This window comes from Streptomyces sp. NPDC050418 (assembly GCF_044458745.1).
Lineage (GTDB): Bacteria > Actinomycetota > Actinomycetes > Streptomycetales > Streptomycetaceae > Streptomyces.
On record NZ_JBITIG010000002.1, the window covers coordinates 520,805 to 535,656 of the forward strand.

Consider the following 14,852-nt stretch of genomic DNA (forward strand, 5'->3'; position numbering starts at 1 on the left):
TAACGGGCGGGTCGGACATCCCGGGCGGCTACCGGCGCATCAGCCCTCACGAGCACGCGAGTTACACATGCCGCAATAAATCGGACTGTTCACCGATATCGGGCACCCACGCGCCCCGCCCCTACGCGTCCCCGTAAGCCTCCGCACCTAGTTCCAGGCCCGCAGTCCCCGCGGTCGCGTCGGCCAGCCAGGCGCGGAAATCCTCGACCTCGGCATCCGGCAGACCGATCTCCAGCGTCACGGCCTCCCCGTAGTGCATGGCGCGCACGTCGCGTCCGGCGGACCGCAGATCGTTCTGCAGCTTGCCCGCGCGCTGGTGGTCGACCGTGACCGTGACGAGGCGGAAGCGGCGCATGGTGAGGGTGCCGAGTGTGTCGAGCGCCTCACCGACCGCTCCTCCGTACGCGCGGATCAGACCGCCGGCGCCGAGCTTCACCCCGCCGTAATAGCGCGTGACGACGGCCACCACATAGCGCATCTCACGCCGCGTGAGCATCTGCAGCATCGGCAGCCCCGCCGTACCGCCGGGCTCCCCGTCATCACTCGCCTTCTGCACGCCGCCGTCGGCGCCGATGACGTACGCCCAGCAGTTGTGCGTGGCCGTCGGGTGCTCCTTGCGGATCCTGGCGATGAAGTCCTGCGCCTCCTGCTCGGTGGCCGCCGGGGCGAGCGCGCACAGGAAACGGGAACGGTTGACCTCGGTCTCGTGCACGCCCTCCCGGGCCACGGTGCGGTACTCGTCCTGCATCCGCCCAGCGTATGCGCACGGGCAGGGAAGTCCGTCCGCCGGGCTTGTCGACCGGACATCAGGGGCAGGTACCCGGCTGAATGGATGGAGGCTTCATGGAATCCGAATCCGCACCGCACGCATCGCGCACGCCACACGCATCACGCTTACCGCACGCATCGGGCGCCCCGCCCACCGACGGGCCCGGCGGCGCATACCGGTGGGAATTCACCGACGACCGCGGGCAGTTGGTGGTCGCGCCTCGTCGGCCGGTCCGGTTGGCCGCGTATATACAGGCGGGTGCCGCGCTGTGGGACCACGGTCTGCGGCCCGCCGGGATCTTCGGGTCGAGTCACGACGACCCGCGGGTGCCGGATCCCGCGAAGGCAGGCGAGCTTCCGCTCGGATCGCTCCCCTATTACGGGGCGGGCGCGGCACTCGATATGGACGCGCTGCTCGCCGCGGACCCGGAGCTGATCGTCGCCGTGACCTACGGGGGCGGGCAGACGTACGGCATCACGCCCGAGGCGGCCAAGCACCTGGAGGAGCAGGTCCCGGTCGTGGCCCTGGACGTCAGCCGCGGCCGCTCCCTCACCGAGGTCCGCGACAGCTTCACGCGGCTCGCCCACGCGCTCGGCGCCGCGCCCGACGACGCGGCGGACACCGAACTTGCCGCGGCACAACAGCGCTTGACCCTCGCCACGGCCGCCGCCGGGCGCCCTCGCGTGCTCGCCCTCTCCCCTGCCGACGCGGAGACGGTCCACCTCGCCCGCCCGCACACCTGGCCCGACCTGAGCGCGCTCGCGGCGCTCGGCGTCCCGCTGGTGGAGCCCGCCGAGGGCCCGGGCGCGAACTGGTCCACGGTGCCGTGGTCCGAGGCCGCCGCTCTCGCCCCCGACCTGGTCCTCGTCGACGTGCGCGCCCACGCGGCGGCCCTGCCCGCCGACTTCGCCACGACGGTCCGCACCACCCCGTGGAACCCGGAGCTCCCGCCCAGCCCCGCGGCCCACACCCGCTTCCACGACACGCTCACCTCGGCGCTCCACGCATTGCGCGGCGCCTGACGCCCGCTGCCGTACGGCCCGGTGCGAGGGGAATCACCGCACCGGGCCGTACGTTCACTTAGTCGAGCCGCGCACGAACCCGTACCGCGTGAAGCAGCACCGTCCGACTTCTTCCGAGGAGCAGCCCATGTACGCCGACGCCGCCACGATCCGCCGCATCCTCACCGAGACCGGCGACACCTGGGCCGTCGTCGGCCTCTCGAACAACGAGGAGCGCGCGGCGTACGGCGTGGCCCGCGTCCTGCAGCAGTTCGGCAAGCGCGTCGTCCCGGTCCACCCGAAGGCCGAGACGGTCCACGGCGAACAGGGCTATGCCTCCCTCGCGGACATCCCCTTCCCGGTCGACGTGGTCGACGTCTTCGTCAACAGCTCCCTCGCGGGCGACGTCGCCGACGAGGCGGTCACCATCGGTGCGAAGGCGGTGTGGTTCCAGCTCGGCGTGATCGACGAGGCGGCGTACGACCGGACGCGGGAGGCGGGCCTTGAGATGGTCATGAACCGGTGCCCGGCCATTGAGATCCCCGCCCTTCGCTAGCGCGGGCACCTGACACGAAGGCCGTTGGGAGGCGCGGGCCGCGGCGACGGACCGGTCCGTCGTGATCGACTCCACGCCGCCTGCAAGGACGCACGCTCACGCCACGCCTTGATGCCGAGCAAACACGTAGGCAGCACACGCGGACCGTGCAGGCACGGGGGCCCGGCCTTCCAGCCGTATTGCACGCCGGTGACTAAGGTGCCGAGGAGCGACCCGTAGTCGCAGCGACGCGATCGTAGGAGCCGCTGATGTCGGAGAAGCCGAGGAATGCGCAGCCGCCGGTCGTCGACCGTGCGGCCTTCGAGGAGCAGTTGGAAGGGTTGCGGTCGAGGGAGAAGGCGCACACCCGCGAAGGGGACGCGCTTGCGGCCGCGCGTCGCAGGCTCCCGATGGTCGAGGTGGCCGCGGACAGCTTGTTGCTGGGGCCGCAGGGCCCCATGACACTTCTGGACGCGTTCGAAGGGCGACGTCAGCTGATCGCCTACTACTTCATGTGGTGGCCCGGCCGGCCGGCCGCGGAGCAGTGCGAAGGCTGTACCTGGGTGATGAGTCACGTGGGCGAGCTGTCCTATCTGCACTCCCGCGACATCACCTTCGCCGTGCTCTGCCAGGGGCGGAACACGGCCTACGGGTTCGGTGACGCGCAGACCTCGTACGACGAGAGCCTGCGCTACCGCTCCTTCATGGGCTGGTCGATGCCGTGGTACTCCGCCCAGCCCTCGCTCGACGCGCTTCTTGTCGGCCGGGAGCACGGTTTGTTCCATCTGGTGTGCTACCTGCGCGACGGCGACCGTGTCTTCGAGACGTACTGGACCAAGCGTCGAGGGGCGGAGGCGGTGGACTACAGCTACGCGCTCATGGACCTCACGGCGTTCGGGCGGCAGGAGGAGTGGGAGGACTCACCGGCGGACTGGCCGCGCCTGGGCCAGGCCACGCGGACCCGGGGCGGGGCTCCCGACTGGCCGTCCCTGTGGAAGTGGCCGGGTGGGCGCCCGACGGCACAGTGGCCGCGCGTGGACGCCGGCTGCTCCGACGACCTGAGCGCCACCGGCACCGGACCTGCGACCGGCACAGGTCCGGCGACCGGCCCCGGTCACTGCCACTGAGGCCGGAGCCCTCCCGTGTCGCCGGCGCTCCGGGGCCGCGGGATCCGTACGCAGACGCATGCGCTCCGGCGTGGGAGGGCGAGGTCAGGCGACCATCCCGAGCCTGTAGAGGCTGGAGCCGTTGTCGAAGAACTTGTTGGCGGTCGACTCGCTGAAGACCCTGGCGATCCCCATGAAGTCATCGGGATTGAGGGGCCCGTCATCGCCCCAGAGCCGGAGCGTGGTGCCGACCGGGACGCACTTGTCGACCTCGACCCGCTGGCCCTCGGCCATCGACACGTAGTCGGCGGTCTTCGGACAGATCTTCACGCCGTTCTGGTTCCGGATGTAGACCTCGTCGCGCTCGCCCTCTTCGAGCACGTCGAGAGCCCGGATCCCGTCGAGGAACACCTTCCCCCTGCCGCAGGCGAGAGCGCCGGCCTCGCCGGTCTCCGATGCCGCCTGCGCACCGGCCGGGCCCGTGAACGCCATGACTCCGACCGCCGCGGCGGCAAGTCCGCCGAACATGCTGCTCTTTCGCATTGCTGATCCTTCCCCGTGGTTGTGCTGTTCCTTGCTCTGCGGAGCTTTCCGGTCCACCGGATCCCTCTCGGCGCATGCCGTTTCCCCCCGCAGCAGCAACGCTCGCGAGCAGCCGGGCAGCCTTGCAAGAGAACACGGCGAGATGGGACGGTGGGCTGAGTTGCCGGCCGCGGCCTGCGGTCCTGCCGCCCCGCTGGGATGCGGGTGGGATGCCGAACGGCAGGGGTACTGCGCCGGCCCGCCGGGTGAGCGTGCGAGGTCACGTCGTGCAGTCCAACGAAGCCGAACGGTTGGCCGCCCGGCTCCGGGCGCTCAAAGCGCGTGCCGGGATCAGCTTCGAAGAGGTCGCCAGGCGGACCGGAATCAGCAGTTCGAGCGTGCACCGCTACTGTTCCGGCAGCAAGATTGCCCCCGGCTACGGCGTGGTGCACGCACTGGGCCAGGCCTGCGGCGCGAGCAGTGCGGAACTGCGGGAGCTGCACCGGCTGTGGGCTCTCGCCGATGCCGCACGATTGCCGGACACGTCCGGTACGACGCCTGCGGCCGTGGCCGACGAGGAGCCCCTCACGGCAGCGTCGGCGGAGTCCTCGGATGCGACAGCACCCGTCGCGTCGTCGGACTCGACACCGCCTGCCGCGCCGCCCTCGGACCCTGGCGGCCGCCCGCCCCGGTGGCACCGTCACAGGTTCACGATCCTCACGGCCACCGGCCTCGCGGCGACCGGCGCCCTCGTGCTCGCCGTGCTGAGCGGCGACCGGCCGGGCGCCTCCGGGCAGGCGGGCGGCCCGTCGCAGGACAGCGGATCGACCGCCGTTGTACGGGTGTTCAACGTCGAGGATCGCTGCCGCACCCGCAGCGACAGGGCTCCGGGCTGCAGCATCGGCCTGGCGGTCGATCCACGGCGCAACTACGACGCCCGCAACGTGGTGGCCCAACGGGTGTGGCACGGCGAGGAGTTGAAGGCCGACTGCGTCCTGCACGAAGGCGACGAGGTCGTCGACGAGATCGGCACGAAGAGCACCCGCTGGTACCGAGTCCGTCTCGACAGCGTCGGCTCAGGGCACGCCTGGCTGCCCGGCATCCGCACCCGCGACACCCCTGCCCTGTCGGCCTGCACCCTGTGAGCAGCCCACCGGCTCGGTCAGCAGATGCGAACTGCCGCCGCGGCCGCGTGCCGCTCGGCCGCGGCGGCCTTCAACTGCTCCCACTCTTCCCGCGCCAAAGCGCGCCCCCGTTGCACAGTGCCGAACTCTCAAGTGATCAACGGTACTTGACCGGCACCTTCCTCAGCGAAGAGAGAAGTCGGCGATCCTCAGCCCTTCGCCGAGCACCAGGTAGACGTCCTGGCGTCGGGTGGCGCCCGTGAGGGAAGCCGTGACGTCCGTGTACGTGTACCGCGAGCCGGTGCTCGGGACGGTCACCCGGCCCGCGAGCCGGCCGTCCGGCGCGCCCAGCCGCACCTCGATCACGCCGTCCCCCGATGTCTCCTTGGCGACCCTCGCCGTCAGGCGCCGTGCACCCGAGCGCAGGTCGGCGTCGGCGAAAAGGAGCCAGGCTCCGGAGGATTCGGCACCGACCGCGGTGCCCCGCGGTTTCGTCTCGTCGACCAGCCGTACCCCTTCGTAGTCGTCGAAGTTCTCCGCGCGCGTCGCAAGCGACATATCACGCGGCGGTACCGTCTCGCCCTGCACGTCCAGGGTCGTACGACCATGGATGGCGCCCGCCGAGGAGCCGACCATGACGTCGTACGCACTGCGCTCCACCACCCACCGGGAGCGGGTGACGTCCCAGTGCGCCAGGGCGTCCCGTGACAGCGGGAGCGACACCGTGCGCGTCTCACCCGGCTTGAGCGTCACCTTGCGGAACGCCTGCAGCTTCTTCAGCGGCTGCTTGACGCGCGAGCTGCGCTGGCGGGTGTAGAGCTGGACGACCTCGGTGCCGGTGCGGCGCCCGGTGTTGGTGACCGCCACCTCGATGCCGGCACGGACCGCCTTCGGCCGGCCGTACCGGAAGGAGGTGTAGGACAGGCCGTGCCCGAAGGGGTAGAGCACCTCGCCTCTGAAGTACTGATAGGTGCGGTCGTACTTGATGGTGTCGTACTCCAGGATGGAGGGCAGGTCGTCCTCCGACCGGTACCAGGTCTGGGTCAGCCGCCCGGACGGGTCGGCGTCGCCGAACAGGACCTCGGCCAGTGCCGTGCCCGTCTCCTGGCCCGCGTGGGTCGTCCAGACGATCGCCGGGACATGCTCCTGCTCCCAGGCGAGGGTGGTGGGATAGCTGTTCTCGACCACGACCACGGTGTCCGGGTTGGCCGCGAGCACCGCCTTGATCAGGGCCGACTGGTTCTCGGCGAGACCCATCTCCTCACGGTCGTCGGTCTCGCGGGAGTTGATGAAGGGCATGGAGCCGACCACGACGATGGTGGTGTCCGCGTCCCGGGCCGCCGCGACCGCCTCCTTCGTGCCGTCGCGCACCACGTCCCGGGTGTAGCGGCTCGCATCGGCCGCGGAACCGAGCACCAAGGTGCCGTCCTCGGCGCGGGCGTGCAGGTACACGTTGTCGCCCAGCCAGTTCTCGTAACCGGAGTACCGCAGCAGGACGGTGTCGTCGTTCTGCTCCTCCAGCTTGAACAGCTGGGAGACGAACCAGCCGTTGGGCTGCTCCTGGTCGTTGAAGAACTGGTAGCCGCCGCCGTCGGGGTCGCGCATGCCGACGACCTTGCCGTTGACGGCCGCCCTCAGGGTGAGCACGCCCTGGCCCCAGCCGAAGACGTCGAAGTGCTGCCTCTCGCCGGGTTCACCGGCGGTCTCCTCGAGCGCCGCCCCCGCCGGGCCCTCGCCCGCCGTGATGTACGCGCCGGTGGCCGCGTTCCGCAGGGTGATCCGGTCGACGCCCTCGCTCGCGGTGACGGTCGCGCCGGGGCCCAGCCGCTTCGTGATGCCTGCCAACGGCGTGACCCTGTAGGGCAGTTCGCCGGAGTACCAGTCCGCGTAGAGGGTGTCCGCGAGCGGGCCGACGACCGCGACCTTCCGCAGCCTGCGGGCGTCGAGCGGCAGGGCTCCGGCGTCGTTCTTGAGGAGCACGACGGCCTCGGTGGCGGCGCGGCGTGCCAGACGCCGGTGCTGCGGGCTGTCGATCACGGAGCGGTCGATGTGGCCGTAGGGACCGCCGTCCTCGTCGAACTCGCCGAGCCGGAAACGGATGTCGAGGATGTGGCGGACGGCGGTGTCGACGTCGGATTCCTCCAGCAGACCCTCCTTGAGCGCCGTGTTGATCGCGGCGACGGTGTTCGAGGGGTCCGCGTCGTCGGTGGTGAAGCTGTCGAGGCCCGCCTTGAGAATGGCGGCGTCGGCCTCGGCAAGCGTGCCGAAGTATTTCTGCGAGCCTGTCGCGGGCAGGTTGTTGGGCGCCCAGGCGTCGGTGACGTTCAGCAGCGCCCGGTCGGTCCAGGTGCGCACCGAGCCGTTGAGATCGGTGACCGTGCAGGGGCGGCCGTTGACCAGGTTGTACGCCGTCATGACCCCGCACGCCACGTCGGCCGCGATGGCCGCCTTGTACGCCGGTTCCTCGTACTCCTTGTACACGCGCGGCCGCAGATCGGAGGACGTCTGGTCGCGTCTGATCTCGTTGTTGTTCGCCAGGTAGTGCTTGACCAGCGGGGCCGTCTTCAGATGGTCGGGATCGCCGCCGCTCAGGCCTCGCGCGTACGCGGTCGACATGACGCCCGTCAGGTACGGGTCCTCGGAGTACCCCTCCTCATTGCGGCCCCATCGCGGGTCGCGCAGCAGCTGGACCGTGGGGGACCAGACGTTCAGGCCCCAGCCGCGCGGCTGTTCGTGCTGCAGGCCCCGCACCTCGTCGCCGACGGCGGAGCCGACCTCCTCGATGAGGTCCGGGTTCCAGGTCGAGGCGAGTCCGATCGCCTGCGGGAAGACGGTGGCCGGGCCCAGCCAGGCAAGACCGTGCAGGGCTTCGGTGCCGGTGCGGAACGCCTTGATGCCGAGCCGCGGTATCGCCGGCTGCCACTGGTGCAGGAGCGAGATCTTCTCGTCCAGGGTCAGCTTGCCGAGCAGTTCCTCGACCCGGCCGGCGAGCGCCGCGGCCGCCGCGGTGGCGGCCGGGGCGGCGGCTGCCGCGGGCCGGGCGACGGCGGCGGCCAGTGCGGCGGCCACGGGAACGGTCAGGATGGTTCTGCGTCTCACGTACGTGACTCCTTCCGGTCCAGTCGAATCGCTTCGACTGTGAGGGCGGGGCCGGTCTGGGATCCGGCCATGGGTCGTACTCGGCCCCGGCCATCGCTCGGGCCGGGCTTCCGGTGTTTCCGTACGCAGGGAAAAGTGCGTGCTCAGCGGGTACTGCCGCGCGGCACCGTCGTCGCGCGCCGGGTCAGGCGCGGCGGCAGCAACGTGGCCTCGGGCACGGACCTGCGGTCGAGCTTGTGCATGAGCAGTTCCACCGCTTCCGTACCGATCTCCGCGGAGGGCACCGCCACGGAAGTGACGGGGACCGGCGCCTGCTCGGCCTGCTCGTCGGGGCAGATGGCCACGAGCGACAGGTCCTCGGGCACGCGCAGCCCGATCTCCTGGAACGCCTCGATCAGCGGCTGCACCAGGGGTTCGTTGTGCACCACGAGCCCGGTCAGCTCGGGGTGTTCGCCGAGCAGCCGCCGTGCGATGTCCCGGGCCTCGGCCTGGGTCGCACCGCACGGGTGGATCGTCGACGTGAGTCCGCGTTCGTCGGCCGCGGCGGTGAACCCGCGGGCGACGCGCTGCGCGAAGCCCGTACCGCGCAGGTACACCTCGGGCGGCGATCCGACGAGCGCCACGCATCGGTGGCCGAGCTCGGCGAGATGCCGTACGCACGCCGCGCCCGCCGCCTCGAAGTCGAGGTCGATGCAGGTGAGTCCGGCCGGTTCGGCGGGGAACCCGATCAGGACACTCGGCCGGTCAAGGGCCCGCAGCAGCGGCAGCCGCGCGTCCCGCATCTGTACGTCCATGACGATCAGCGCATCGACCAGCGCCGTGTCCGCGACGCGCCGCAGCCCCTCCTCGCCTTCCTCCTGGGTGAGCAGCAGCACGTCGTGGTCGTGCCGGCGCGCCGCGGTCACCACCGACACGGCGAACTGCATGACGACGGGCACATGCATCCCGCTGCGGAACGGCACGACCAGGGCCAGCACGTTGGACCTGCTGCTCGCCAAGGCACGGGCGCCCGCGTGCGGCCGGTAGCCGAGCGCAAGGATGCTGGCTTCGATGCGCTGCCGGGTCTCCTCGGAGATCGGCCGCTTGCCGCTGAGCGCGTACGAGACGGTGCTCGGCGACACCCCGGCGTGCCGGGCCACATCGGTGATCTTGACCATCAACTCCCCCTGGACCGCACGTCCGACAGACCTGTTCTAGCCGATCTCCGCCACGATCACCCCGGACCCGTCCCCGGCGCGGACCGTGGGGCCGCCGACGAGCCGGAGCGTCCAGGGAAGGCCTGCGTCGCTCGTCACGGCCCGCACCGTGTCGCCTTCACGGACCACGGTGTAGCCGACGCCGCCCACACTCAGGTCGACGCGGTCGCCGTCGCGCAGCCCGTACGCGTGCAGCGTGACATCGTCCGCGTAGGCGTAGTCCGGCCGGTCCTCGACGGATCCGACCGGCAGCACCGCGCCCGGGCGCACCAGGACCGGTGCGCTGTCGAAGCCGTGGCGCTCCTTCACCCACCGCGGCCCCTGCACCTCCTCGCCGGTCAGCAGATGGGTCCAGGTGCCCTCCGGTACGTAGTACGAGACGTCGCCCGCGTCCGAGAACACCGGAGCCACCAGCAGGTCCGGTCCCAGCATGTACTGGCGCTCCAGATGCGTGCACGCCGGGTCGTCCGGGAACTCGAGCACCATCGCCCGCATCATCGGCACCCCCTCGGTGTGCGCCTGGCGGGAGACCGCGTCGAGGTAGGGCATGAGGCGCATCTTGAGCCGGGTGAAGACCCGCAGGACGTCCACCGCCTCCTCGTCGAACAGCCAGGGCACGCGGTACGACGACGAGCCGTGCAGCCGGGAGTGCGAGGACAGCAGACCGAAGGCGATCCACCGTTTGAACAGGGCCGGCGACGGCGTGCCTTCGAACCCGCCGATGTCATGGCTCCAGTAGCCGAAGCCCGAAAGGCCGAGCGAGAGCCCGCCGCGCAGCGACTCGGCCATCGCCTCGTACGTCGATTCGCAGTCACCGCCCCAGTGCACCGGGAACTGCTGGCTCCCTGCGGTCGCCGAGCGCGCGAAGACCACGGCCTCGCCCTCGCCTCGGTGCTTGGTGAGGACGTCGAACACGGTCCGGTTGTAGAGGTAGGTGTAATAGTTGTGCATCCGCTCGGGGTCCGAGCCGTCGAAATAGACCACGTCGGTGGGCACGCGCTCGCCGAAGTCCGTCTTGAAGCAGTCCACGCCCATCTCCAGGAGCGCCTCCAGCTTGGAGGCGTACCAGGCGCGGGCCTCCGGGCTGGTGAAGTCGACGAGCGCCATGCCCGGCTGCCACAGGTCCCACTGCCACACGCCGCCGTCCGGCTTCTTCAGGAGGTATCCGCCCTCGCGGCCCTCGGCGAAGAGCGGTGAGCGCTGCGCGATGTACGGATTGATCCATACGCAGATCCGCAGGCCCTTCTCCTTCAGCCGGGCGAGCATGCCGGCCGGGTCGGGGAAGACGCGCGGGTCCCACCGGAAGTCGCACCAGTTGAACTCGCGCATCCAGAAGCAGTCGAAGTGGAAGACGGACAGCGGCAGTTCGCGCTGCGCCATACCGTCGATGAAGGAGGTCACCGTCTCCTCGTCGTACGAGGTGGTGAACGAGGTGGAGAGCCACAGGCCGAACGACCAGGCCGGCGGCAGCGCGGGACGTCCGGTGAGCTCGGTGTACTTGCGCAGGATCTCCTTCGGAGTCGGGCCGTGGATGACGTAGTACGTCAGCGCCTGGTCCTCCACGCTGAACTGCACGCGCGAGACCGCCTCCGAGCCGACTTCGAGGGAGACCCGGCCCGGGTGGTCGACGAAGACGCCGTATCCGGCGTCCGTCAGGTAGAACGGGACGTTCTTGTAGGCCTGTTCGGTGGCCGTGCCGCCGTCGGCGTTCCAGATGTCGACCACCTGGCCGTTCTTGACCAGCGGCCCGAACCGTTCGCCGAGACCGTAGACGCTCGTGCCCACCGCGAGGCTCAGCTGCTCGCGCAGGTAGTGCCGGCCGCCGTCCGTCTGCATGATGCCCATGGCCTTCGGCCCGGACGACGTGAGCGGCCGGAGCCCGTCGGAGGTCAGGAAGTCGAGCTGCCACGGTCCGGTGCGGGCCACCCGCAGTGCGAGACTGCCGGAGATGAGAAGGGCGTGGTCGTCGTCGTAGGCGACCTGCGCGTGGCCCTCGCTGCCGGCGAGGGCGAAGTGCGGGCCGCGGTCGACCTCGCCGTCGAAGTGGGTGAGCGTCACGCCGATCACATCGGGCAGCGGTGAATGACACGACACGGTCATGACCGGCCCTTTCAGGAGATCGCCGCGGTGCCGGATGGGCTGGGTGGGCGCGTGGATCTCGAGGGTGCCCGCGTCCGTGCCGGTCACGTCGAGGACTTCCACCGGGTGCGCGGCGCTCACGCCGTCGCGCAGCATCCAGTAGCCGTCGGTGAACTTCATGCGGCTGCCTCTCGGGGTCATTTGACGGCGCCCACGGCGATGCCGCGGGTCAGCGTCCGCTGGAAGACGAGGAAGAAGGCGAGGGCGGGCAGGACGCCCAGGAGCGCGGCGGCGTTGGTCATCGTGGCGTCCATGTCGCGCTGGCCCTGCAGGACGCCGAGGGCGACGGAGACCGTCTGGACGTCGTCGGAGACGAGCATGACCAGCGGCAGCAGGAACTCGTTCCACGTCCAGATGAAGAACAGCACCATCAGGACGCCGATGGTGGGCCGGCTGACCGGCACCACGACCCGCCACAGCACCTGCCATTTGGTGGCCCCGTCGATGCGGGCGGCCTCGATGATCTCGCGCGGGAAGCCGGAGAGCACCGAAGCGAGCAGATAGGTACCGAAGGCCGACTGGATCACGGTGAAGACGATGATCACGCTGAGCCTTGTGTCGTAGAGCCCGGCTTCCTTGGAGAGGTAGTAGACGGGGTAGACCAGGGCTTCCTGCGGCAGCATGTTCGCCAGGACGAAGAAGGCCAGCACCCAGGGGCGCCCCTTGATCCGGCCGATGCCGATGGCGTACGCGCTGAACAGCGACAGGACGACGGCGAGCAGCGCCACCGAGCCGGAGATGAGCAGGGAGTTCCACAGCTTCTCGCCGAAGTCGACGCGTTCCCAGAACTCGGTCAGGCCGTCCAGGTACAGGCCGTCCGGCAGGCTCAGGGGCCCATCGGAGGAGTACTCATCAGGCGATTTCACGGCGTTCATCAGCACCACCAGGAACGGCAGCACCATGAAGAGCGCGCCGAGCACGAGGGCGGCGAGCACGGGGTATTTCTTGACGGCGGTCATCCGGTCTCGTCCTCCGCCTTGGTCTGCAGGCGCAGCGCGAGGACGGCCAGCACCATGATGAGAATGGTCAGGACGGTGGAGATCGCGGCGCCGTACGAGGCCTGGAAGTTCTCGAAGAAGTTCTGGTAGGCGAAGTACGACGGAACGTTCGTGGAGCCGCCGGGACCGCCACCGGTCAGGACGTACACCATGCCGAAGACCTTCAGGGCGGCGATGGTGCACCACAGCAGCACCACGGCGATCTCGGGCCGCAGTTGGGGCAGCGTCACGTGCCAGAAGCGCTGCCACCAGCCGGCTCCGTCCAGCTCCGCCGCCTCGTGCAGGGCCGGGTCGAGGCGCTGCAGTCCGGACATGAAGATGACCAGCGGAAAGCCGATCTGCACCCACACCATGACGGCCATGACGCTGTACAGCGCCCAGTCGGGGTCGCCGAGCCAGTCCTGCTCGAGTGCGTCGAGGCCGAGCGCGCCGAGCAGGTCGTTGAGCGAACCGTTCTCGGGCGCGAGGATCCAGCTCCACACGATGCCCGCCACCGCGATCGGGAGCACTTGCGGCAGGTAGAAGCAGGCGCGCAGCGCGGCCGCCCACCGGCTGCCCGCATGCCTGGCGACGACGTCGAACAGGGCGGAGGCGAGGACGAGTCCGAGGGCGGTGGGCAGCAGCGCCATCGCCACGACCATGGCCAGGCTGTGCCGGAAGGACTCCCAGAAGTCCTCGTCGCCGAGCAGCTTCTCGTAGTTGTCGAGCCCGGTGAACTCCGGGGTGCCGACTCCGGACCACTGCGTGAAGCTGATCCCGGTGTTCATGAGGAACGGGACGATGATGACGACGAGGAACGCCAGTGCGCCGGGCAGCAGGTACAGGGCGTACGAACCCTCGTTCCTGGAGCGCCCGTTTCCGGTCCGGCGCCGGCGGGGGACGGTGCGGTTCCCGCCGCCGCCGGACGCCGTCTTGGTGAGGACGGCGTTCATTACTTGAGCACGTTTTCGTCGTACTCGGCCTGCAGCGACTTCAGTACGTCGGCGGGCTCGGCGCTCTGGGTGATGAGCTTCTGGACCTCGGAGGTGAGGCTGTCGTAGAAGCCGTTGGCGGGCCAGTCGGGGTAGAACGCGAGGCCGTCGTTGCCGGCCAGGGTGTCGAACTGCTCGATCAGCTTCTTGGACCGCTCGTCGGTGATGGCCGCAGGGTCCCCGGCGACCGGGACGCCGCCCGCGTTGCCCAGGGTGTTCTGGCTCTGCTTCTTCATCGTGATGTCGATGAAGTCGTAGGCGAGTTCCTTGTTCTCGGCGCCTTCGGGCACCACCCAGAGGTTGCCGCCGGAGCCGAGGGTCATGTCGCTTCCGGGCCACATGAAGGTGTCCCAGTCGAACTTCTTGATCTCGGTGCCGAAGCGGCCGAACCACCAGCTGCCGGAGAAGAACAGCGGGTGCTTGCCCTGCATGAAGGAGACGCCGGCGTCCTCGGCCTTCACGCCGCTGGAGCTCTTGGCGATGTACCCCTTGTCGACCCATTCGGCGAAGGTCTCGGCGGCGTAGGTCCACGCGGCGTCGGAGAAGTCCGTCTCGCCCTTCATCTGGAACGACTCGACCCAGGCACGGTCGGCCTGCGAGAGCGCCAGCTGGTACACGTACTGCTGCGCTATGTACTCGGCCCCGCCGTTCGCGAACGGGGTGAGGCCCGCCTCCTTGAAGGTGGCCAGCGCCTGCTCCAACTCGTCGACGCTGGTGGGTACTTCGACGTCGTGCTCGGCGAAGAGATCCTTGTTGTAGTAGACCAGGGTGTACTCGGCGTAGTTGGGCACCCCGTACCAGGCACCCGAGCCCATCACGCCCTTGTCGTACCGGCTGGTGACGGCGACGGTCGGCGGGATCGCCTTGTCCCAGCCGCGCTCCTCGGCCACGTCGCTCAGATCGGTCAGGAGCCCCTGCTTGGACAACTGCCCGGTGGTGGCGTTGCCCTTGTTGTACTCCAGCAGGTCGGGCGCCTGGTCGGAGTTCAGGACCTGAGGGGCGGTCTTCTGGATCTGCTCGAAGCCCTTCGCCTCGAATTCGACCTTGACGTCGGGATGCTTCTTCTTGAACTCCGCGATGGCCTCGTCCCACGCCTTGCCCATCGCGCTCTCGGGAGCCTCGTAATGCCACAGCCGGAGTGTCTTGCCCGAACCCCCGTCGCCCGCGTCGTCGCCGCACGCGGCGAGCGTGCTCATCGACAGCATCCCGGCCAGGGCGGCCGCCAGGAGGCGCCTCCTTCTCCGTGCCTTCAACATCGACTGCCTCCAGGAGGGTGGGAACGGCTGGGAGGGTGCGCTGAAGCGTCGTCGAATCGATTCGATGAAAGAGATCGAAGCGCTTCGACGGAGCAAGGTAGAGAGGGACCGACGGTTGGTCAATGCCGTTGACAAA

12 protein-coding genes are annotated in these 14,852 nt (G+C 69.7%); 4 read left to right on the forward strand and 8 right to left on the reverse strand.

Annotated elements, in window-relative coordinates:
• Nucleotides 1-121 precede the first annotated feature (121 nt).
• On the reverse strand, nt 122-748 hold the full coding sequence (locus tag ACIBI4_RS06685; protein WP_399202518.1) for a YigZ family protein: 627 nt from the start codon (nt 746-748) through the stop codon (nt 122-124).
• 257 nt (nt 749-1,005) lie between these two features.
• Here ACIBI4_RS06685 and ACIBI4_RS06690 point away from each other — a divergent pair, with 257 nt between their 5' ends.
• The 3 genes from ACIBI4_RS06690 to ACIBI4_RS06700 all read left to right on the forward strand — a co-directional run bounded on the left by ACIBI4_RS06690 (nt 1,006) and on the right by ACIBI4_RS06700 (nt 3,432).
• The gene (locus ACIBI4_RS06690) at nt 1,006-1,791 is read left to right on the forward strand and encodes an ABC transporter substrate-binding protein (protein ID WP_399202519.1); all 786 of its coding nucleotides are present in this window, start codon (nt 1,006-1,008) and stop codon (nt 1,789-1,791) included.
• A gap of 127 nt (nt 1,792-1,918) precedes the next feature.
• Nucleotides 1,919-2,326 carry a CoA-binding protein gene (locus ACIBI4_RS06695; protein WP_399202520.1) on the forward strand — a complete coding sequence of 136 codons (408 nt, stop codon included), beginning with the start codon at nt 1,919-1,921 and terminating at the stop codon, nt 2,324-2,326.
• Nucleotides 2,327-2,574: 248 nt separating this feature from the next.
• Complete coding sequence (locus ACIBI4_RS06700; RefSeq protein WP_399202521.1) at nt 2,575-3,432, forward strand: DUF899 family protein; 858 nt, start codon at nt 2,575-2,577, stop codon at nt 3,430-3,432.
• An 84-nt stretch (nt 3,433-3,516) separates the two neighbouring features.
• Here ACIBI4_RS06700 and ACIBI4_RS06705 read toward each other — a convergent pair whose 3' ends face one another.
• Nucleotides 3,517-3,954, reverse strand: coding sequence for a hypothetical protein (locus ACIBI4_RS06705; RefSeq protein ID WP_399202522.1), 438 nt, complete (start codon nt 3,952-3,954; stop codon nt 3,517-3,519).
• Between the two features lie 266 nt (nt 3,955-4,220).
• On the opposite strand from ACIBI4_RS06705, the gene ACIBI4_RS06710 reads away from it, so the two are divergent.
• Nucleotides 4,221-5,078 carry a helix-turn-helix domain-containing protein gene (locus tag ACIBI4_RS06710; protein WP_399202523.1) on the forward strand — a complete coding sequence of 286 codons (858 nt, stop codon included), beginning with the start codon at nt 4,221-4,223 and terminating at the stop codon, nt 5,076-5,078.
• A 162-nt stretch (nt 5,079-5,240) separates the two neighbouring features.
• Here the strand turns inward: ACIBI4_RS06710 and ACIBI4_RS06715 are convergent, their stop codons facing one another.
• From ACIBI4_RS06715 to ACIBI4_RS06740, 6 genes are all read right to left on the reverse strand, one after another.
• Nucleotides 5,241-8,156 carry a glycoside hydrolase family 3 C-terminal domain-containing protein gene (locus ACIBI4_RS06715; RefSeq protein ID WP_399202524.1) on the reverse strand — a complete coding sequence of 972 codons (2,916 nt, stop codon included), beginning with the start codon at nt 8,154-8,156 and terminating at the stop codon, nt 5,241-5,243.
• A gap of 143 nt (nt 8,157-8,299) precedes the next feature.
• A complete protein-coding gene (locus ACIBI4_RS06720) occupies nt 8,300-9,313 on the reverse strand; it encodes a LacI family DNA-binding transcriptional regulator (protein WP_399202525.1) in 1,014 nt (337 codons plus the stop codon).
• Nucleotides 9,314-9,349: 36 nt separating this feature from the next.
• Nucleotides 9,350-11,611 carry an alpha-xylosidase gene (gene yicI, locus ACIBI4_RS06725; RefSeq protein WP_399202526.1) on the reverse strand — a complete coding sequence of 754 codons (2,262 nt, stop codon included), beginning with the start codon at nt 11,609-11,611 and terminating at the stop codon, nt 9,350-9,352.
• 17 nt (nt 11,612-11,628) lie between these two features.
• The gene (locus tag ACIBI4_RS06730; protein ID WP_399202527.1) at nt 11,629-12,450 is read right to left on the reverse strand and encodes a carbohydrate ABC transporter permease; all 822 of its coding nucleotides are present in this window, start codon (nt 12,448-12,450) and stop codon (nt 11,629-11,631) included.
• On the reverse strand, nt 12,447-13,421 hold the full coding sequence (locus tag ACIBI4_RS06735) for a carbohydrate ABC transporter permease (protein ID WP_399202528.1): 975 nt from the start codon (nt 13,419-13,421) through the stop codon (nt 12,447-12,449). The genes ACIBI4_RS06730 and ACIBI4_RS06735 overlap by 4 nt, the downstream gene beginning before the upstream one ends.
• Nucleotides 13,421-14,716 carry an ABC transporter substrate-binding protein gene (locus ACIBI4_RS06740; RefSeq protein ID WP_399202529.1) on the reverse strand — a complete coding sequence of 432 codons (1,296 nt, stop codon included), beginning with the start codon at nt 14,714-14,716 and terminating at the stop codon, nt 13,421-13,423. The genes ACIBI4_RS06735 and ACIBI4_RS06740 overlap by 1 nt, the downstream gene beginning before the upstream one ends.
• Nucleotides 14,717-14,852 lie beyond the last annotated feature (136 nt).

Coding starts and splice junctions, on each gene's coding strand:
- yicI (WP_399202526.1), bottom strand. CDS start 11,611: ATGAAGTTCACCGACGGCTACTGGATGCTGCGCGACGGCGTGAGCGCC.
- ACIBI4_RS06695 (WP_399202520.1), top strand. CDS start 1,919: ATGTACGCCGACGCCGCCACGATCCGCCGCATCCTCACCGAGACCGGC.
- ACIBI4_RS06735 (WP_399202528.1), bottom strand. CDS start 13,421: ATGAACGCCGTCCTCACCAAGACGGCGTCCGGCGGCGGCGGGAACCGC.
- ACIBI4_RS06705 (WP_399202522.1), bottom strand. CDS start 3,954: ATGCGAAAGAGCAGCATGTTCGGCGGACTTGCCGCCGCGGCGGTCGGA.
- ACIBI4_RS06685 (WP_399202518.1), bottom strand. CDS start 748: ATGCAGGACGAGTACCGCACCGTGGCCCGGGAGGGCGTGCACGAGACC.
- ACIBI4_RS06720 (WP_399202525.1), bottom strand. CDS start 9,313: ATGGTCAAGATCACCGATGTGGCCCGGCACGCCGGGGTGTCGCCGAGC.
- ACIBI4_RS06700 (WP_399202521.1), top strand. CDS start 2,575: ATGTCGGAGAAGCCGAGGAATGCGCAGCCGCCGGTCGTCGACCGTGCG.
- ACIBI4_RS06730 (WP_399202527.1), bottom strand. CDS start 12,450: ATGACCGCCGTCAAGAAATACCCCGTGCTCGCCGCCCTCGTGCTCGGC.
- ACIBI4_RS06740 (WP_399202529.1), bottom strand. CDS start 14,716: ATGTTGAAGGCACGGAGAAGGAGGCGCCTCCTGGCGGCCGCCCTGGCC.